This is a genomic window from Afipia felis ATCC 53690, assembly GCF_000314735.2.
GTDB classification, from domain to species: domain Bacteria; phylum Pseudomonadota; class Alphaproteobacteria; order Rhizobiales; family Xanthobacteraceae; genus Afipia; species Afipia felis.
Genome location: NZ_KB375270.1, coordinates 2,834,508 through 2,853,516, shown reverse-complemented (window position 1 = coordinate 2,853,516; position 19,009 = coordinate 2,834,508). Strand labels below are relative to the sequence as shown.

Here is a 19,009-nt window from a genome sequence, read left to right as displayed (position 1 = left end):
TCGCAAGCGGCTAGATGATCGGCGGGCCACCTTGCCACTGTTTGATTACCTCAAACGGGTGAATCAGCATGATGATATTCAGCGTCAGATTGTCCCGGATGTGCAGGCCGACCACGACTTCGAACAGGATAGCGATGGCGACTGTCGCCATGAGCGGCAGTTTGCGTGCGGACACGAAGCCCAGAACCATTGCCAGCGTGTCCGACACCGAATTGATGATGCTATCGCCGTAGTAGTCCAGTGAAATCGTGCCCGCACGGTAGCGCTCGATGATGATCGGCGAATTTTCCAGAAGTTCCCAGCCGCCTTCGATGACCATTGCGATCAGCAACCGGGCGATCCACGACGCCTTCGGCAGCAGCAGCCATGTCAGGGCATAGAACAGAAAGCCATGAATGATGTGCGAAAAGGTATACCAGTCGGCGATGTGCTGTGAGTTCTCCGAACTCTGCACCACGCCGTGCCAAAGCTTGACATAACCGCAGGTGCAGATCGGCACGCGGCCCATCATGTAAAGCGCCGCCGCCTGGAGAAGGAGCAAAAGTGTGCCGAGAAAGAAACCGTGACGCGGCGACAATCCGGCCATGGCAGGAATTGCCGCGACTTTCGCCGCGCTCATGTGAGGAGTGTTTCGATGGTCAAGTTGCGGTTGGTGTAAACGCAGATGTCGGCTGCGATCTCGAGCGAGCGGCGCACGATGGCCTCGGCTTCATGTTCGGAATCGGCCAAAGCGCGTGCGGCGGCCAGTGCATAATTGCCGCCGGAGCCGATCGCGATGATGCCATCCTCGGGCTCGAGCACGTCGCCGGTGCCGGTGAGCACCAGCGAGACATCCTTGTCGGCGACGATCATCATGGCTTCGAGTCGTCGCAGATAGCGATCCGTGCGCCAATCCTTGGCGAGCTCGACGCAGGCGCGCGTCAGTTGCCCCGGATATTGCTCGAGTTTGCTCTCCAGCCGCTCGAACAGCGTGAAAGCGTCGGCGGTCGCCCCGGCGAAGCCGCCGATCACGTCGCCCTTGCCGAGCTTCCGTACCTTGCGGGCGTTGGATTTGATGATCGTCTGGCCGATCGAGACCTGGCCGTCGCCGCCCACGACCACCTTCCCGCCCTTGCGGACGGTGAGGATCGTGGTGCCGTGCCAGCTCTCGGCTTGCGAATTCTGCATATGATCTGTCCCCTGCTGCTCCCATTTAGGAAAGGCGCGCCCTGGATGCAAACGGCGGCTGCGGGACCCCGGAATCCGGAAAAATCCGGTCACCATAGGAGCGATTGGCAGGTTTTCCGGCCACTGTTGCAGTAGCGAAGGCGTCATCTGCCTGTTAAAAGGCGCTCAAAATTGGGTTCTGGAGCGGATTTCATGCGCACGGCCACGATCAAGCGCAAGACCAAGGAGACCGATATCGCCGTCAGCGTCAATCTTGACGGCACCGGCACCTCCGACGTTGCGACCGGCATCGGTTTCTTCGACCACATGCTGGACCTCTTGGCGCGCCATTCGGGCATCGACATCACGGTAAAGGCGAAGGGCGACCTCCACATCGACCACCACCACACCACCGAGGATGTCGGCATCGCGCTCGGTCAGGCCGTGAAGCAGGCGCTGGGCGACATGGCGGGCATCACCCGCTATGCCGGCGTGCACCTTCCGATGGACGAGACGTTGTCGCGCGTCGTGATCGATATTTCCGGCCGCCCGGTGCTGGTGTTCAGGGTGGAGTTTCCACGCGACAAGATCGGCGAGTTCGACACCGAGCTGGTGCGCGAATGGTTCCACGCGTTCGCGATGAACGCCGGCATCACGCTGCATGTCGAGACCTTGTATGGCGAGAACAGCCATCACATCTCGGAGTCGTGCTTCAAGGGGCTCGCGCGTGCGCTGCGTGCCGCGGTCGCGATTGATCCGCGCGCCAACGGCGCGGTGCCCTCGACCAAGGGTCAGTTGGGCGGCTAGCGCTAAAAGCGCGCCGCCGGAGAGGTTCGATGCCGGTTTACACCGTCCACGCCCCGAAAAGCCTCGGCGCCGACTTCCGTGCCGCGCCGGAAAAGGTCGTATTCGTGCGCGACGGCTTCCACGTCTGGGCTTTCCTGCTCGGCTTCATCTGGCTGATCTATCGCCGGCTGTGGTTGGTGCTGCTCGGTTATATCGTGGTGCAGATCGCGGCGGAAATCGTGCTGCGGCTCACGCATGCGTCGAGTTTTGCGCATTTCGCGGTGATGCTGGTGATCGCGCTGTTCCTCGGGACTGAAGCAGGTTCGCTGCGTCGCTGGACGCTGTCGCGGCGCAAGTGGCAGCAGATCGGCCTTGTTGCGGCCGACGACGAGGAAGCCGCCGAGCGGCGGTTCTTCGAGCGTGCCTCGTTCGACAGTTTTGCCTATCCGGCAAAGACATCATCTTCGGTGCCGATGCCGCGGTCTTCCATCGTTGCGCATGATGCGGCAGGTTTCTTTCCGATGCCGGACGGTTCGCGGTGACGGTTGCTCTTATCGATTACGGGTCCGGCAATCTGCACTCGGCGGCGAAAGCCTTCGAGCGTGCCGCGCGCGCGCTCGAATTGCCGGAGAAGGTCGTCGTCACCCGCGATCCGGAGGCGGTCTATCGTGCCGACCGTATCGTGCTGCCGGGCGTCGGCGCGTTCGCCGACTGCCGCAAGGGCCTCAATGCGCTCGACGGCATGGTCGATGCGATGACGCAGGCGGTGCGCGGCAAGGCTCGGCCGTTCTTCGGCATCTGCGTCGGCATGCAGTTGATGGCGACGCAGGGCAAGGAATACGTGACGACGCCGGGGCTCGACTGGATTTCCGGCGATGTCGAAAAGATCGCGCCGCGCGATGAGAACCTGAAGATTCCGCACATGGGCTGGAATACGCTGGATCTGTTGCGCGAGCATCCGGTGCTGGAAAAATTGCCGCTCGGAGACAAAGGCCGCCACGCCTATTTCGTGCACTCCTATCACCTCAATGCCGCGAACGAGGGCGATGTGATTGCGCGCGCCGATTATGGCGGGCCGCTCACTGCGATCGTCGCCAAGGACACGATGTTCGGCACGCAGTTTCATCCCGAGAAGAGCCAGCGTTTCGGTCTCGCTCTGATTGCCAATTTTCTGAAGTGGAAGCCGTGATCCTCTTTCCAGCCATCGACCTTAAGAACGGCCAGTGCGTCCGCCTGCAGCAGGGCGACATGGCGCGCGCCACCGTGTTCAACCTCGATCCGGCCGCGCAGGCGGCGACCTTCGAGCGTCAGGGATTCGAATATCTGCACATCGTCGACCTCGACGGCGCGTTTGCAGGCAAGCCGCAGAACGCGCAGGCGGTCGAGGCGATTCTCAAAGTGGTGAAGATGCCGGTGCAGCTCGGCGGCGGCATTCGCGACATGGCCACGCTTGAAGCCTGGCTGGAGAAGGGCATCGCGCGCGTCATCATCGGCACTGCCGCGGTGCGCGATCCGGCTTTCGTCAAGGAGGCCGCGAAAAAATATCCCGGCCGTGTCGCGGTCGGGCTCGATGCACGCGACGGCAAGGTCGCGGTGGAAGGTTGGGCCGAAACCTCGACCGTCACTGCGCTCGAGATCGCGCAGCGGTTCGAGGATGCGGGCGTCGCCGCCATCATCTTCACGGATATTGCGCGGGACGGCCTGCTCAAGGGCCTCAACCTCGACGCGACGATTGCGCTGGCAGACGCCATTTCGATTCCGGTGATTGCCTCGGGCGGTCTCGCCTCCATCGATGACGTCAAGGCGTTGCTCACGCCGCGCGCAAAAAAGCTCGAAGGCGCGATTTCCGGCCGCGCTCTTTATGACGGGCGGATCGATCCGGCAGAGGCGCTCGCCCTGATCGCGACGGCAAAGGCGGTCTGATGTTCAAGGCCCGCGTCATTCCCTGTCTCGACGTCAAGGACGGCCGTGTCGTCAAGGGCGTCAATTTCGTCGATCTGCGCGATGCCGGCGATCCGGTGGAGGCTGCAATCGCCTATGACGCGGCGGGCGCGGACGAGCTTTGTTTTCTCGACATCACCGCGACGCACGAGAATCGCGGCACCATTCTCGACGTGGTGAAGCGCACGGCGGAAGCCTGCTTCATGCCGGTCACGGTGGGTGGCGGCGTGCGCACGGTGGACGACATCCGCACGCTGCTCAATCACGGTGCCGACAAGGTGTCGATCAACTCCGCCGCCGTCAGTCGCCGCGAATTCGTGAAGGAGGCGGCAGAGAAGTTCGGCAACCAGTGCATCGTGGTCGCGATCGACGCCAAGCGCGTGCCGCGCGCGGGCAATTCCGAACGCTGGGAAATCTTCACGCATGGTGGTCGCAAGGCGACCGGCATCGATGCGATCGAGTACGCGCAGGAAGTCGTATCGCTCGGCGCGGGCGAAATCCTGCTGACCTCGATGGATCGCGACGGCACGCGGCAGGGATTCGATATTCCGCTCACCCGGCAGATCGCCGACAGCATCTCCGTGCCGGTGATCGCCTCTGGCGGCGTCGGCAATCTCGATCATCTGGTGGAGGGCGTCCGTTCGGGTCATGCCACGGCCGTGCTTGCTGCCTCGATCTTCCATTTCGGCGAATTCACCATCCGGCAGGCCAAGGAGCATATGGCTCGCGCCGGACTACCGATGCGGCTTGACCCGTAAGTGCCGTCGGGTCTTTGCTAGACCGGCAGGCGATATAATGAGGCAACAGGAAGCCCGGAAAGCCCCAAGGACAACGCGATGAGCGGTTTCACCATTCACGATCTGGTCGGCATCATCGATGCCCGCGCCGCCTCCAGCGGAGAGGTGTCCTATACGCGCAAGCTGCTGGACAAGGGGCCTGAGCATTGCGCCAAGAAGCTCGGCGAGGAAGCGATCGAGGTTGTGATCGCGGCGGTCGAGAGCGACGGCGCGCGCGAGCATGTGATCGCCGAAAGCGCCGATCTGATTTTCCATCTGCTGGTGTTGTTGAAATCGCGCGGCGTCGCGCTGTCGGAAGTCGAGGCCGAACTCGCGCGCCGCACGCAGATGTCGGGACTGGAAGAAAAGGCGTCGCGCAAGGCTGAGTGAAGCGCGCCAAACTTGTTTGCGTATCCGTCGCGGCTCGCCGTTACGGAATGAGAGAGAAAAGAGACCGGGGCCATGACGACGGGGGCCGAACTACAGAAATACGATCCTTATCGGTCGTTCACGCGCGCGCAATGGGCGAAACTGCGTGACGATACGCCGATGACGTTGAAGGCGGCGGAGATCGAGCGGATGCACTCGATGCTCGATCGCCTCGACATCAAGGAGGTCGAGGAAATCTATCTGCCGCTGTCGCGGTTGCTCTCCTATTACGTCAGCGCGGCGCAGCGGCTGTTCGAGTCGGAACGGCGCTTCCTGCGCATCCGCGACCGCAAGATGCCCTACATCATCGGAGTCGCGGGCTCGGTGGCGGTCGGCAAATCGACCACCGCGCGCGTGCTGCAGGCATTGCTGGCGCGCTGGTCGCCGAAGCCGAAGGTCGATCTCGTCACCACCGATGGCTTCCTGCATCCCAACGCGTATCTCGAGCGCGAAGGGCTGATGGTCAAGAAGGGCTTTCCCGAAAGCTACAATCTCGGCGCACTGCTGGCTTTTCTGTCCGACATCAAGGCCGGACGCCGCGGCGTGCGCGCGCCGGTCTATTCGCATCTGACCTACGATATCGTGCCGAACCAGACCATCGAGATCGATCAGCCCGATATCCTGATCGTCGAGGGGCTGAACGTGCTGCAGACCGGCCGCCTGCCGGCTGACGGCGAGGCGGTGCCGTTCGTGTCCGACTTCTTCGACTTCTCCGTTTACATCGACGCCGATGAAGACATTTTGCGCGAATGGTATGTCGAACGCTTTCTGAAACTGCGCGACACCGCGTTCAACGACCCGCGCTCCTACTTCAACCGCTACGCAAGTTTGAACGACGAGGACGCACGCAAGAAGGCGCTGTCGATCTGGAACAAGACCAACCTCGTCAATCTGCATGAAAACGTGCTGCCGACGCGGCCGCGCGCGACGCTGATTCTGAAGAAGGGCAGCGAGCATGTGGTGGAAAAAGTCTCGCTGCGGCGGCTTTGAGTCAGGCCGCGTGGCGGCTCGCGTCCTGGCCGAAATGGCCGATATAGCGCGAGGCGATGGCCGCGACCGGCATTACCACCAGCACGTCGGTGGTACCGAACTGGTGGTCGATCACGGCGCCATCGCCGATGAACGCGCCGATTCGCAGATAGCCCTTGATGAGCGGCGGCAGTTCGCGCAACGCCGCCTTGGCGTCGATGGCGTCCTTCGCCATCCGGTTCATCTCGACATAGCGTGAGGCATGTGCCCGCGCACGCCATTCCTCCGGCGCGGCTGCATAGTGGTGCAGGAACGACAGCGGCAGCGCCAGGCGGTTCGGATCGGTGCCGGGCAGGCTCGCGCAGCCGATCATCACATCCATGCGGTGGCGGCGGACATAGGTCCAGATGCCGTGCCAGAGCAGTTCGACCGTGCGCTTGGTGCGATAGGGCGGCAGCACGCAGGAACGGCCTAGCTCGAGAAAGCGCATGCTGGCGTGATGCTTCATCAGCGCGGAGATGTCGAATTCCTCGTCGGTGTAGAAGCCGCCATGAGGCCGCGCGATCTCCTGACGTAGCAGGCGATAGGTGCCCACCACCGGCTGCTTGCCGCGCCGCGTCGGCGGCGCGTCGTGATCGATGACAAGGATGTGGTCGCAGAATTTGTCGAACACGTCCTTGTCGCGCCGGGCCAGTAGCGTCGGTGCATCCGCGATCGCCGTGCCGTCCCGATAGAAAACCTTGTAGCGCAGTTTTTGCGCGCGCTTGATGTCGTCGCGCGACGTGGCGAGCCGTACTTCGAGCGAGCCGAGGCGGCCGAGCGTGTCGATGCGCGGTGTTGCGAAATCAGGCCGGAGGATATCGATGCCGCGGCGTGCCGGTTTCAGCCAGTTTGCGGCAGCCAGAGCGGCGGTGCGCGCGAGATCGGGCTTGAACCAGTTTTGCATCGGGCCGGGTATCAACCCGGCATCATTGTCGCCACGCATCCTTCTTCCCCGCGGCGCTTCTGCGAATCGATCAGAAGCGGTCTCGCGGCGGATTAAGCACGCCTAGCCCAATGGTTTTATGACAGCGGCGGACAAGCCCGCATGCGACAATGCGATGACGATTCAGGCCGCAAGATGTGCGGGAATGACTTCGCTCAAAGCCTGCGCGAGCTTGTCGCGATCGAGCGGCTTGACGAGGAAGCCGTCCATCCCGGCTTCGAAGCACGCATAGCGATCCTCGACCAGCGCATTCGCGGTCAGCGCCAGGATTTTCGTACGCGACAGCCCGCGCTCGGATTCGCGGGTGCGGATCATCCGCGTCGCTTCGATGCCACTCAGTTCGGGCATCTGCACATCCATCAGCACCACGTCGTAACGCGCACCCGCCGTTTCCGCTGCGATCCAGGATTCCAGAGTCTCGTGGCCATTGGTGCAGATCACGGCTTCATGGCCGAGTTTGGTCAGGAGCGAGCGGATCAGCAGCGCATTGATCTCGTTGTCCTCTGCAACGAGGATTGAAAGCTTCTTTGGCGCGGCAGGCGTGCGCGTCGCCTCGGACTCGTCGGGCAGTTCCGGCGCGAGTGGCGCTTCCGGTGTGAGGCGTGCGGCGAGCGACGCCGCGCGCACCGGCTTGACGAGATAGCCGGTGAAGGCCGCCATTTCAGCAGGTCGCAAATCGTGGCGCTCGGCGGGCGTGAACATCGCGAGGCGATGCGTGGCGTGGGACATCGCACGCTCGCCGAATGCCCGTACGGCATCGGCGCCGAGTGTGTGATCGACCACGATCGCGTGCCAGGCGCGCTCGGGCAGCAGTGCCTCCGCGACGGCGAGGTCGGATGTCTCGCAGATCTGCGCGCCCCAGCGGCCAAGCCGCCGTGCCACCAACGAGGCAGCGATCGTCTGCGGTGTCACCACCATCACGGCCTTGCCGGCCAGGTCCGGTGCGGTCCATGTCGTCGAGGACGACGTGTTGGAGGCTTGCAGCGGGATCGAGACTTCGAACGTCGTGCCTTCGCCGGGTATGCTTTCCAGCGCGATGCGGCCGCCCATTCGGCGCACGATGCGCTCGCTGATGGATAGGCCGAGCCCCGAGCCACCATATTGCTGCGCGATGTGTTCGTCGCCCTGTTCGAATTCGCGGAAGATGCGCTGCTGCGCATCCGGCGGAATGCCGATGCCGGTGTCCCGCACCAGGAAGCTGATTTCGTTCGGCCAGATGCCCGGCTCGACGATCAAGGCGACGCCGCCGTGCGAGGTAAACTTCACTGCATTGCTGGCAAGATTGAGCAGCACCTGCCGCAGTCGTGCGGCATCGCCCATGACGTCGAGCGGCAGGCGTTCGTCGACATAGCAGGCGATCTCGATCTGCCGCGCCTGCGCGCGGGGTGCCAGCAGTTCGACGATCTCTTCCAACATTCCGCCGAGATGGAAGGAGCGGTGTTCGAGGTCGATCTTGCCGGCCTCGATCTTGGAGAAGTCGAGCAGTTCCTCGACGAGCGACATCAGCGCCTCGCCGGAAGTCTTCACGGCTTTGGCGTAGACGGCCTGTTCGGGGTTAAGCGGGGTGTCGAGCAGCAGCGTGCTCATGCCGAGAATGCCGTTGAGCGGCGTGCGGATCTCGTGCGAGGCGACCGCGAGAAATTTCGACTTGGCGCGGTTGGCGGAGATTGCGTGGTCACGCGCAAGGCCGAGTGCGTGCTCGCTCTCGGTGCGGTCGGTGACATCGCGGCCGACGCACTGGAATTCCGCCGGCTCATTGGCATGGGGACGGACGAGGGTTTCCCGCCAGGCGATCCAGCGCGGGCCGAGCGCAGTCTGGGTCTTCTGGTCGTGAACGCGGGTGCCGTTGGGTTCGGTGGCGTCGTCGCCCTGTTCGATCACCGGCAGAAGATAATTTGTGCCGATCAGGTCCGCGCGCGCGCGGCCCGCATAGGCGCAGAAGGTGTCGTTGACGAAGGTGAGGCGCTGGCTCGCGTCGCGCAGCACGATGAGGTCGCTCTGCGATTCGAACAGATTGCGCGCACGCTCCTCGGCTTCCTTCAGTTCCCAGTTGCGGTCGATCAGCGCTTCATTGTGAAGCGCGACCTTGCGCACGCTTTTCTTCAGCCAGCGCATCCGCATGCTCAGGGCGGCGAGTGCGAGGCACGCAAGCGCGAACAGGAAACTGACGCCGATGGCGAAGGCTTGCGGATCGTAATCCGCCGATTGCGAAAGGCTGCCGCGCACGAAGCCGTAGCCGGCGCCGAAGGTCGCAAAGAAAATCAACGTCAAGCGGACAGTGCTGGCGATCCGGCGATGACGGCGGGAGAACCTGCGCAATCGTGCCCTCAAACGCTTCGTTCCGCTCATGGCCGCATCCCCGCTTCCGTGATCCCGATCGCCCTGTCGAAAGACTGCCGCCGCTCCCTTGCGAATGGCTTGAGGCCGATGGCGCGCATTGCGCGAGATGAAAAGATGGCTAACGAGGTCTTAAAGCTGGGACAGCACCAGCTTGCCGGGACGCGGCGCGGCTCCGATCAGAAGCGCCGCGGCATCGCGAACCGAGACCTTGGCCGAATTGACGTAAAGGCGGTAATCGCCGGGTTGCTCCGACAGATAGATGATCGGTTCGGATGCTTTCTCGTGGCTTGCGACGATGACGTAACGCGTCGCAGCTGTGATCGGGCAGCCCTTCCGCGTCGGCGCGGCGTCGCCGGAGACGTCGACATCATCGGCGACCGTGAAATCTGCAAGCTCGGGACGATCGACGATCTGCACGCGCACGGTCGCGCGGCCTGCATCGTCGGTGAAGGAGACGCGCTGCTGCGGCTGCCACGGCGCTGTGGCGAGTTGCACGGAGGAGCGGCCGAGCGCGATGCAGGGCTGCGAGGTGGCGGTGAACTGTCCGCCCGCCAGAACGCCGACGGTGAGAAGGGGGATGGCTGACGCCAGCATCCGGAAGTGCAACATGACGCTACTCAACGCTTACAAAACAACCGGCCGAAACGCGGCCCATGGTTGGCAAAGTGTAAAGAGCGATCGTTACTTTCGCGTTATCAGGCGGCGCGCTGCAGGTCTTCGGCGAGCACGCGATACGACAGCGCCTCGGCGAGATGCACGCGGCCGATCCGGTCCGCGCCGTCGAGGTCGGCGAGCGTGCGCGCCACCCGCAATACGCGATGATAGCCGCGCGCGGACAGCCGCATGCTGTCGGCGGCTTCGCGCAGGAGTGTGCTGCCCTGCTGGTCGAGCGTTGCGATTTCTTCCAGCACGGAGGCGGGCGCTTCCGCGTTGGTGCGTATCTGCGGCAGGCCGAGCGCCGCATAACGCTTGAGCTGAATGTCGCGTGCGGCGGTGACGCGGGCCGCCACCTCGCGCGATCCTTCCGCAGGCGGCGGTAAAATGAGATCGGCGGCGGTCACGGCAGGCACTTCGATGCGCAGATCGATGCGGTCGAGCAGCGGCCCTGACAAGCGCGCCTGATAATCGGCGCTGCAACGGTCGATGCGCCCGCGCTTGCAGGAAAAGCCCGGTTCATAGGCGTGACCGCAGCGGCAGGGATTCATCGCTGCCACCAGCATGAAGCGCGCGGGATAGGTCAGGCGGTGATTGGCGCGCGACACCGAGACTTCGCCGTTCTCGAGCGGCTGGCGCAGCGAATCGAGCACGCGCGCGTCGAATTCGGGCAGTTCGTCGAGAAACAGCACGCCGTGATGGGCGAGCGAAATCTCGCCGGGCTTCGCGCGCATTCCACCGCCGGTCAGGGCTGCCATGCTTGCGGAGTGATGCGGCGTGCGGAACGGCCGCTTTGAAGTCAATGCGCCGCCGTCGAGCAACCCCGCGACGGAGGCGATCATCGAGATGTCCAGAAGTTCGGATGGCGACAGCGGCGGCAGGATCGAAGGCAGCCGCGCGGCGAGCATCGACTTGCCCGCGCCGGGCGCGCCGATCATCAGAAGGTGATGTCCTCCGGCGGCGGCGATTTCCAGCGCGCGCTTGGCACTTTCCTGGCCCTTGATGTCGCGCAGATCGAGCGTCTCGCCCATCTGCTCCGCGATCTTTGGTTCGGGGCGTGCGAGCACCTGTGTGCCCTTGAAGTGGTTGGCGATCTGGATCAGCGAGCTTGCCGCGATAATTTCGAGATCGGGGCTGGCCCACGCTGCTTCCGCGCCGCAGGCCGCCGGGCAGATCAGGCCGTAGTCGCGCGCATTGGCACCGATCGCGGCAGGCAGGACGCCCGCCACCGGTGCAATCGAGCCGTCGAGACCAAGCTCGCCGAGCACGGTGAAATTCGACAAAGCGTCGGTGGGAATCGCGCCGATCGCCGCCATCAGGCCGAGCGCGATCGGCAAATCGTAATGGCTGCCTTCCTTCGGCAGATCGGCTGGCGCGAGATTGACGGTGATGCGCCGTGCCGGCAGCGCAAGGCCTGAGGCGATGAGCGCCGCGCGCACGCGTTCGCGGGCTTCCGACACCGCCTTGTCCGGCAGCCCGACGATAGTGAAGGCCGGCAGCCCCGGCGCGACCTGAACCTGCACATCGACGGCGCGTGCCTCGATGCCCTCAAAGGCCATGGTGGAGACGTGCTGAACCATCGGGAGCCCACCTCGACGGGAGAACTGGTGGAACCTTACCCTTTTGGAGGATCAACGCAAGAACATTAAAAGAACAAATGGGGATTGTGTAGCCTGAAAGCGTCAGCCCAGAGCAGGCGCCAGAGTCACATGTTCGATGATGCGTTCCGGCATCCGAGGCCGCAGCTTGAGGCCGAAGACATGCGGAAAGCGCATCAGCTCGATGTCGAAGTCGGGCGTGGAAATCGGAACCGTCCCTTGGGCGGCCTTGGGGCCGTAGAGACGGCCCCAGACATCGATCCTGGCAAATTGGGGTACCTGCGACAGGCGCAGATTGCCGATGCTACCCGTGAAGTTCAGCATCTCGCGGGCGCGGTCGTTCATCATGATGACCCAGCCGTCTTTGGTGTGGCCAACATCGTTGGCAATCGGGCAGGCTACCACCATGGCATCGGGCGCGGTCTTGAAAAGCTGGTCGTAGACTTCCCGGTGGTGATCGATCAGTTCGGAATAGACCACGATGCAGACGGCAGCTTCGGCGATCGGCACCGGCAACACCAGGCGCTGCCAGATCTTGCCGTTCTGCGTGGTCGGCAGCGTGTAGCGCAGGCATGCAGGAATCAGGCTGTCGGCGACCTTGCGATAGACCTGCGCGTATTCGCAACTCATCGGATTGCCGCTGGCGGATAACAGCAGTCCCGCACGGTCCCGGCCGATCGCCTTCTTCACGGCTTCGCCGACATAGGTGTAGACGAAGTCGTCGCCCGTGGTCATCAGGAAGACGAGGTGCTCGCGCAGCGGAAAACTCGATTCCTCGGTCAGGCGCTGCAGCGTCAGGTCGCCGGTGGCATGCAGGGTTTTCCATTTGGCCCACAGGAATTCCATCGCGGCTGTCGTGAGCTCGCGCGGGATCGATGTGCCACTGAAAACTTCGAGGGACATGAACCGACAATCTGCAAATAAAAACGGTGCCGCTTACCTGCAATGAAACCAGGGTAAAGGCCGCGTCAATTTGGCAGACGATCGTCAGTAATTCCTTAAAGTGGAACGGAAAACATTACCGTCGCCGGGCCTCGATGGCGTTCCAGATGTGAGCGGCGACGTCCGGCCCGCCAAGGTTGGCGATGGCGCGGATGCCGGTCGGCGAGGTGACGTTGATCTCGGTGAGGTGGCCGTCGATCACGTCGAGGCCGACGAACAACAGGCCCTTCTCCTTCAGGCTGGGACCGACGCGTTCGCAGATTTCACGCTCGCGCGGGGTGAGGTCGGTCGCCTTGGCGGCGCCGCCGCGCACCATGTTGGAGCGCAGGTCGTCGGGCGCGGGGACGCGGTTGACCGCGCCGGCGAATTCGCCGTCCACCAGAATGATGCGCTTGTCGCCGGCCTTCACGCCGGGCAGGAATTTCTGCACCACCCACGGTTCGCGGAAGGTGATCGAGAACAGATCGTAGAGCGAGCCGAAATTCATGTCCTGTGCGGCGATACGGAAGACGGCTGCGCCGCCGTGGCCGTAGAGCGGCTTGAACACCACGTCGCCATGCGCCTTGCGGAACAGTTCGATCTCCTCCTTGTCGCGCGAGATCAGCGTCGGCGTCATCAGGTCGGAAAATTCCATCACGAAGATTTTTTCCGGAGCGTCGCGCACACTCGCGGGATCGTTCACCACCAGTGTCTTGGGGTGAATGCGCTCGAGCAGATGGGTCGTCGTGACATAAGCGAGATCGAACGGTGGGTCCTGTCTCAGCAACACCACATCGAAGGATTCGAGTGCGGTACGCCTGGCGTCGCCGAGCGTGAAATGATTACCGGGCTCATCGCGTACGGTAAGCGGCTGCACGAATGCCACCACATCCTTGCCCGACAGTGAGAGACGTTCGGGCGTGTAATAGAACAATTGGTGCCCGCGCTTTTGCGCTTCCAGCAGCATTGCGAAGGTCGAATCGCCGCGCACGTTGATGCGCGCGATCGGGTCCATCTGAACGGCAACTTTCAAGGTCATGGTCGGTCCGGCTGTGGGATGGAAATCAGGAATTAGAAAGAGGAAGTCTCGAACGCTGCTTCCAGATGGCGTGGAAGCCGCCTTGGCGCAATCAATATCACGTCGAAACGGCAATCCAGATTTGCATGGTCGGGATGCGCGGCAAGCCATAGCGAAGCGGCCGTGGCGATGCGCTGCTGCTGGCGCGGCGTGACGCTATGGGCGGCATCGTCGAGCGTGTTGCGTGCCTTGACCTCGGCGAACACCAGCGTCGCGCGCCGCTTCGCTACCACGTCGATCTCGCCATGCGGCGTGCGGTAGCGCCGCGCCAGGATGCGGTATCCTTTCGCGGTGAGATAAAGACAGGCGCGCCGCTCGGCGGAGAGGCCGGTCTGAAACGCGGTGACGCGCTCGGCATTCGTGGCGGGGTTTTCGGAAGGCGCGCTCATTCGGGCTCGTCCTTGTGGGCGAGCGCCAGCGCGCGGGCATAGACCTCGCGGCGCGGGTGGCCCGACAGTTCGACGGCTGCGGCGACGGCATCCTTGACGCTGCCATGCGCAAGCTGCTCGCGCAGAAGCATGTCGAGCTGATCCTCGCTCATGCGTCCGGTTTCTTCGGATGGCGGGCCGATCACCAGCACGAATTCGCCGCGCGTCTCCAGTCGCTCGGCCTGTGCTGCAGCGTCCGCGAGCGAGAAGCGGCGGACGTCCTCGTGCAGCTTGGTCATCTCGCGGCAGATCGCGATGTCGCGTGGTCCGAGAATCTCGGCGAGGTCGCGCAGCGAATCCTGCACGCGCGCACCGGATTCGAACAGCACCAGCGTGACGCCGATACGCGCGAGCTCATTGATGCGGTTGCGGCGCGCGCCTTCCTTCGCGGGCAAAAAGCCCTCGAAGAAAAAACGGTCGGTTGGCAGCGCCGCGACCGACAGCGCCGCGAGAATCGACGACGGCCCCGGCAGAGCATGAACCGCAAGGCCGACCGCGCAGGCCTCGCGCACCAGCTTGAAGCCGGGATCGGAAATCAGCGGCGTGCCGGCATCCGACACTAGTGCAACCGAATCGCCTTGTGCGAGACGGGCGAGAATCTTCGGCCGCATCGCCGCTGCGTTGTGCTCGTGATAGGGCGACAGCGGTGTCGTGATGCCGTAGCGGTCGAGCAGCTTGCGGGTAACGCGGGTGTCCTCGCAGCAGATCACGTCGCTGCCCGCCAGTGTTTCCAGCGCGCGCAGCGTGATGTCGCCGAGATTGCCGATCGGCGTGGCGGCGATGTGCAGCCCCGGCGGTGCCTTTGAAACAGTGATGGCGTGTCCCGCCACAAGAATCTGACGCGGAACTGCGGCGGTGTCGGTATCCGGACGCGGAGATGAACGAGGCGGCATCGGATCAGTGTAGCCGCTCCGCGTGCGATCGTCTTGCGGCATGCGCAAGGAATGAACCATCCAGAGTCGGGAATTCGCGGGGTCACAAATTGTTCGTTTTCCCCTATGGTGGCCGTCAAGAAGTCTGAATTCGCCTCCAGATCGGTCCGTCATGGTGTCCGGGCCGATCAAGGAGCCGGTCCGAAAGAGAATTGATGACGGTCCCGACCCATCCTCCGAAAGCCAGTCTGTTGACCACCCGCCGCAGCGCCGTCGGGTTGATTCTGGGCGCGCCGCTTCTGGCCGGATGCGCCGGGATGTCGGGCCTCACCGGCAACGACCAGCCGCCGCCGGGTCCGTCAGGCCCGCCGCAGGAGGCCGTCGCCGTCGGCAAGGGACAGGTCAAGGTCGGCCTGATCCTGCCGTTGTCGGGTGCTGGCAATGCCGGCATTGCGGGCAACTCGATGAAGAACGCCGCCGAAATGGCGCTGGCGGAATTCCAGAACCCAGATCTCCAGCTTCTCATCAAGGACGACGCCGGCACTCCACAGGGCGCGCAGCAGGCGGCCCAACAGGCGATCGGCGAAGGCGCGGAAATCATTCTCGGCCCGCTGTTCGGACTTTCGGTCGCGGGCGTGGCGCAGCAGGCTCGCGCGCGCAATATTCCGGTGATCGCATTTTCCACCGATGCCAGCGTTGCCGGGCAGGGCGTTTATCTGCTGAGTTTCCTGCCGGAAACCGACGTCAATCGGATTACAGATTACTCCTTCGGTACCGGCAAACGATCCTTCGCGGCGCTGCTGCCGGAAAATGCCTACGGCAATGTCGTCGAAGCCACCTTCAAGCAGGCGGTGGCCGGCAAGGGTGCGCGGATCGTCGCCTTTGAGAAATACACGACCGATCCCAACCAGATGCAGAACGCCGTGCGCAACGTCGCGCAGGGGCTCGGCGGCGCCGACGCGCTGCTGCTCGCCGATGACGGCGACGTGCTGGTGCAATTGTCCGCGCAACTCGCTGGCGCCGGCGCGGACCTCAAGCGCGTGCAGTTGCTCGGCACCGGGTTGTGGGACAATCCGAAAGTGTTCGCCGATTCTCATCTGCAGGGCGGCTACTACGCCGCGCCCGATCCGTCAGGCTATCGCGCGTTCGCCAAGCGCTATCGCGGCAAATACGGGCAGGACCCGGTGCGCACCGCGACGCTCGCCTATGATGCGGTGGCGCTCGTCGCTGCATTGTCACGCGTTAATTCTGGCGGCCCACGCTTCTCAGCCGAAGTCCTGACGAACGTGTCGGGCTTCACCGGCATCGACGGACTGTTTCGGTTTCGCTCCAACGGCACCAACGAGCGCGGCCTTGCCGTGCTGCGCGTCGCGGCGGGCGGCGGTCAGATCGCATCGGCTTCGCCGAAGAGTTTCGGAGCGTAATTTTTCTATTACGCCGCGAGATCGGCGACGACGGCGTCGAGCAGCGGAAAGCCGTCTTGCGTCACGCGCAGCCGTCCGTTGTCGTCCATGACGATGGCACCGTCGTCCTTCAGCGCGGCGATGCGGTGCGGATCGAGCGGGCGTCCGGCGAGGGCCGCATAGCGCTTCGGATCGATGCCTTCCGCGAGCCGCAGGCCCATCAGCAGAAATTCGTCGGCGCGCTGTTCGCTGTCGAGCAGGTCGTCGCTGGCGAGGCCGTGGCCGTCCTCCTCGACGCGCAGGAGCCATGCTTCCGGGCGCTTGTCGGTCGCGGTCGCGTGGCGGATGCCGCCGATGTCGAGCCGTCCATGCGCGCCGGGACCGATGCCAGCATATTCCTGGCCGCGCCAGTAAACGAGGTTGTGGCGGCACTCCGCACCGGGGCGCGCGTGGTTGGAAATCTCGTAGGCCGGAAGGCCGTGCGTTGCGCAGACGTCTTGCGTCACGTCATAGAGTGCGCGCGCGAGGTCTTCATCGGGCGTCTTGAGTTTGCCCGCGCGGTGCAGGCCGAAGAACGGCGTGCCTTCCTCGATGGTCAGTTGGTAGAGCGACAGATGCTCGGCCGCTTCCGAGATCGCGAGATTGAGTTCCTGCGTCCATGCAGCAGCGCTCTGGTCAGGGCGCGCGTAGATCAGGTCGAACGAATAACGGTCGAAGGCGCCGCGCGCGATCGCAACCGCATCGAGCGCCTCGCGGGCGCTGTGCAAACGGCCCAGCGCCTTCAGTGAAGCATCGTCGAGCGCTTGTACGCCGAGCGAAACGCGGTTGACGCCCGCCGCGCGATAGCCCGCGAAGCGGGTTGCCTCGACGCTGGTCGGATTCGCTTCAAGCGAGACCTCGACATTGCCGGCGACGTTCCAGTGCTCGCCAATGGCGTCGAGAATCGCGCCGACCGTCTGCGGCTTCATCAACGACGGCGTGCCGCCGCCGAGAAAGATCGAGGTTACGGTGCGGCCGGGAACCCGCGCCGCCGTGGTTGCGATCTCGCGCGCAAAGGCGCGGGCAAAACGCTCCTCGTCGATCGCGGTATGGCGGACGTGGCTGTTGAAGTCGCAATACGGACATTTCGACAGGCAGAACGGCCAGTGCACGTAAACGCCGAAGGCATTTTGCGCGTCAGCGTGCAAGGCTGATCTCCGCGAGCTTCACGAACGCCTTCGCGCGGTGCGACAGGCCGAGGCCAAGCGGCGGCAGTCCGTGCTTCTCGATGCTCGTCATCTCGCCAAAGGTGCGGGTGTGGCCGTCCGGCAGAAATGCCGGGTCGTAGCCGAAGCCCGCATCGCCGCGCGGCGGCCAGACCATCTGGCCCTCGACACGCTCTTCCACTTCTTCAAGATGTCCGTCCGGCCACGCCACGCACAGCGCGGATACGAACTGCGCTTTGCGTTCTGTAGGCTCGGTCGCGCCGCGCTCCTGCAACAGCCGCTCGATCTGTGTCATCGCCGCCATGAAATCTTTGGACGGTCCGGCCCAGCGCGCCGAATAAATGCCTGGCTGGCTGTCGAGCGCATCGACGCACAGGCCGGAATCATCGGCGAAGGCGGGAAGTCCGGTTGCCTTCGCAGCAGCTTCCGCCTTGATCCGCGCGTTGGCAACAAACGTCGTGCCGGTCTCGTCTGGCTCCGGCAGATTCAGTTCGCCCGCGGACACTGCCTCGATGCCGTAAGGCGCGAGCAGTTCGCGCATCTCGGCAAGCTTGCCGGAATTGTGGGTCGCGATGACAAGGCGGCCTGTGATCTTGCGGTGGTCGGACATTAAGCCATCGCGATCTTCTGCAACTCGACGAGACGGCCGATGCCGTTCTGCGCGAGCGCCATCAGCTTGAGGAACTCGTCCTGCGAGAACGGCGTCCGCTCGGCGGTGCCCTGCACCTCGACGAGGCGGCCGTCGCCGGTCATGACGAAATTGGCGTCGGTTTCCGCTTCCGAATCCTCGGCGTAGTCGAGATCGAGCACGGGCGTGCCGTTGTAGATGCCGCAGGAGATTGCGGCGACGTTATCGCGCAGCACGTTATCGGATTTGAGCATGTTGCGCGCCTTCATCCATTGCAGGCAATCGGCGAGCGCAACCCACGCGCCGGTGATGGAGGCGGTGCGGGTGCCGCCGTCGGCCTGGATCACGTCACAGTCAACGGTGATCTGGCGTTCGCCGAGCGCAACGAGATCGACGGTGGTGCGCAGCGAACGGCCGATCAGCCGCTGGATTTCGACGGTGCGGCCGCTCTGCTTGCCGGCGGAGGCCTCGCGGCGGACGCGATCATGGGTGGCACGCGGCAGCATACCGTATTCGGCGGTGACCCAGCCGCGACCCTGGCCCTTGAGCCACGGCGGCAGCCGTTCCTCCAGCGTCGCGGTGACGAGCACATGGGTGTCGCCGAATTTCACCATGCAGGAACCTTCGGCGTATTTCACCACGCCGCGCTCGAGCGAGACGGGGCGCAGTTCGTCGGGCGCGCGGCCGCTGGGACGCATATTTCTCTCCAAAAAAGCAGGAAGGATCTTGGGGCTGCTTTTAGGAGGGTGCGCCGCGCGCGGCAAGGCCGAAAGGCATCAAGGTGCTTGTCAGCCGCGCGCGGGGGGAACACATTAAGCCCCGGATTAGATTGATGCTTCCACAGGAGACA

21 protein-coding genes are annotated in these 19,009 nt (G+C 63.8%); 8 read left to right on the top strand and 13 right to left on the bottom strand.

Features of this window, described 5'->3' with window-relative positions; genetic code table 11:
- Positions 1–10 precede the first annotated feature (10 nt).
- Both HMPREF9697_RS13510 and hslV read right to left on the bottom strand, forming a co-directional pair.
- Positions 11–619 (bottom strand): DUF2585 domain-containing protein, encoded by a 609-nt coding sequence (locus tag HMPREF9697_RS13510; protein WP_002717792.1) that lies wholly within the window; start codon positions 617–619, stop codon positions 11–13.
- Positions 616–1,167, bottom strand: coding sequence for an ATP-dependent protease subunit HslV (gene hslV, locus HMPREF9697_RS13505; protein ID WP_002717791.1), 552 nt, complete (start codon positions 1,165–1,167; stop codon positions 616–618). The genes HMPREF9697_RS13510 and hslV overlap by 4 nt, the downstream gene beginning before the upstream one ends.
- A 192-nt stretch (positions 1,168–1,359) precedes the next feature.
- Between hslV and hisB the strand changes: the two genes are divergently transcribed.
- The 7 genes from hisB to coaA all read left to right on the top strand — a co-directional run bounded on the left by hisB (position 1,360) and on the right by coaA (position 6,068).
- The gene (gene hisB / locus HMPREF9697_RS13500) at positions 1,360–1,953 is read left to right on the top strand and encodes an imidazoleglycerol-phosphate dehydratase HisB (RefSeq protein WP_002717790.1); all 594 of its coding nucleotides are present in this window, start codon (positions 1,360–1,362) and stop codon (positions 1,951–1,953) included.
- 29 nt (positions 1,954–1,982) lie between these two features.
- The gene (locus HMPREF9697_RS13495; protein WP_002717789.1) at positions 1,983–2,474 is read left to right on the top strand and encodes a DUF2628 domain-containing protein; all 492 of its coding nucleotides are present in this window, start codon (positions 1,983–1,985) and stop codon (positions 2,472–2,474) included.
- Complete coding sequence (gene hisH / locus HMPREF9697_RS13490; protein ID WP_002717788.1) at positions 2,471–3,121, top strand: imidazole glycerol phosphate synthase subunit HisH; 651 nt, start codon at positions 2,471–2,473, stop codon at positions 3,119–3,121. Before HMPREF9697_RS13495 ends, hisH begins: the two co-directional genes overlap by 4 nt.
- A complete protein-coding gene (gene hisA, locus HMPREF9697_RS13485) occupies positions 3,118–3,855 on the top strand; it encodes a 1-(5-phosphoribosyl)-5-[(5-phosphoribosylamino)methylideneamino]imidazole-4-carboxamide isomerase (RefSeq protein WP_002717787.1) in 738 nt (245 codons plus the stop codon). The genes hisH and hisA overlap by 4 nt, the downstream gene beginning before the upstream one ends.
- Positions 3,855–4,631: an imidazole glycerol phosphate synthase subunit HisF gene (gene hisF / locus HMPREF9697_RS13480; RefSeq protein WP_002717786.1), complete on the top strand. Its 777-nt coding sequence runs from the start codon at positions 3,855–3,857 to the stop codon at positions 4,629–4,631. Before hisA ends, hisF begins: the two co-directional genes overlap by 1 nt.
- A 78-nt stretch (positions 4,632–4,709) precedes the next feature.
- Positions 4,710–5,039, top strand: coding sequence for a phosphoribosyl-ATP diphosphatase (locus HMPREF9697_RS13475; protein ID WP_002717785.1), 330 nt, complete (start codon positions 4,710–4,712; stop codon positions 5,037–5,039).
- Between the two features lie 72 nt (positions 5,040–5,111).
- Entirely contained in the window at positions 5,112–6,068 is a 957-nt protein-coding gene (gene coaA / locus HMPREF9697_RS13470; RefSeq protein WP_002717784.1) for a type I pantothenate kinase, read from the top strand.
- A 1-nt stretch (position 6,069) separates the two neighbouring features.
- Here the strand turns inward: coaA and olsB are convergent, their stop codons facing one another.
- From olsB to rsmI, 8 genes are all read right to left on the bottom strand, one after another.
- On the bottom strand, positions 6,070–7,032 hold the full coding sequence (gene olsB, locus HMPREF9697_RS13465; protein ID WP_002717783.1) for a l-ornithine N(alpha)-acyltransferase: 963 nt from the start codon (positions 7,030–7,032) through the stop codon (positions 6,070–6,072).
- Positions 7,033–7,155: 123 nt separating this feature from the next.
- Positions 7,156–9,381: an ATP-binding protein gene (locus HMPREF9697_RS13460; protein ID WP_002717782.1), complete on the bottom strand. Its 2,226-nt coding sequence runs from the start codon at positions 9,379–9,381 to the stop codon at positions 7,156–7,158.
- A 120-nt stretch (positions 9,382–9,501) separates the two neighbouring features.
- Complete coding sequence (locus HMPREF9697_RS13455; RefSeq protein WP_002717781.1) at positions 9,502–9,981, bottom strand: hypothetical protein; 480 nt, start codon at positions 9,979–9,981, stop codon at positions 9,502–9,504.
- A gap of 86 nt (positions 9,982–10,067) precedes the next feature.
- The gene (locus tag HMPREF9697_RS13450; protein WP_002717780.1) at positions 10,068–11,606 is read right to left on the bottom strand and encodes a YifB family Mg chelatase-like AAA ATPase; all 1,539 of its coding nucleotides are present in this window, start codon (positions 11,604–11,606) and stop codon (positions 10,068–10,070) included.
- Between the two features lie 102 nt (positions 11,607–11,708).
- Positions 11,709–12,527: a hypothetical protein gene (locus HMPREF9697_RS13445; RefSeq protein ID WP_002717779.1), complete on the bottom strand. Its 819-nt coding sequence runs from the start codon at positions 12,525–12,527 to the stop codon at positions 11,709–11,711.
- A 115-nt stretch (positions 12,528–12,642) separates the two neighbouring features.
- On the bottom strand, positions 12,643–13,584 hold the full coding sequence (gene gshB / locus HMPREF9697_RS13440) for a glutathione synthase (protein ID WP_002717778.1): 942 nt from the start codon (positions 13,582–13,584) through the stop codon (positions 12,643–12,645).
- Between the two features lie 32 nt (positions 13,585–13,616).
- Positions 13,617–14,012, bottom strand: a complete 396-nt coding sequence (locus HMPREF9697_RS13435) for a YraN family protein (RefSeq protein ID WP_002717777.1) — start codon at positions 14,010–14,012, stop codon at positions 13,617–13,619.
- Complete coding sequence (gene rsmI, locus HMPREF9697_RS13430) at positions 14,009–14,944, bottom strand: 16S rRNA (cytidine(1402)-2'-O)-methyltransferase (protein WP_040308277.1); 936 nt, start codon at positions 14,942–14,944, stop codon at positions 14,009–14,011. The genes HMPREF9697_RS13435 and rsmI overlap by 4 nt, the downstream gene beginning before the upstream one ends.
- A gap of 194 nt (positions 14,945–15,138) precedes the next feature.
- Here rsmI and HMPREF9697_RS13425 point away from each other — a divergent pair, with 194 nt between their 5' ends.
- On the top strand, positions 15,139–16,347 hold the full coding sequence (locus HMPREF9697_RS13425) for a penicillin-binding protein activator (RefSeq protein ID WP_002717775.1): 1,209 nt from the start codon (positions 15,139–15,141) through the stop codon (positions 16,345–16,347).
- Between the two features lie 8 nt (positions 16,348–16,355).
- On the opposite strand, the gene hemW is transcribed toward HMPREF9697_RS13425, so the two are convergent.
- Genes hemW through rph form a run of 3 tightly spaced genes read right to left on the bottom strand, consistent with a single transcriptional unit; the run spans position 16,356 to position 18,857 of the window.
- A complete protein-coding gene (hemW, locus tag HMPREF9697_RS13420) occupies positions 16,356–17,513 on the bottom strand; it encodes a radical SAM family heme chaperone HemW (protein WP_002717774.1) in 1,158 nt (385 codons plus the stop codon).
- Entirely contained in the window at positions 17,503–18,141 is a 639-nt protein-coding gene (gene rdgB, locus HMPREF9697_RS13415; protein WP_002717773.1) for an RdgB/HAM1 family non-canonical purine NTP pyrophosphatase, read from the bottom strand. Before rdgB ends, hemW begins: the two co-directional genes overlap by 11 nt.
- On the bottom strand, positions 18,141–18,857 hold the full coding sequence (gene rph, locus HMPREF9697_RS13410) for a ribonuclease PH (protein WP_002717772.1): 717 nt from the start codon (positions 18,855–18,857) through the stop codon (positions 18,141–18,143). The genes rdgB and rph overlap by 1 nt, the downstream gene beginning before the upstream one ends.
- Positions 18,858–19,009: the final 152 nt, after the last annotated feature.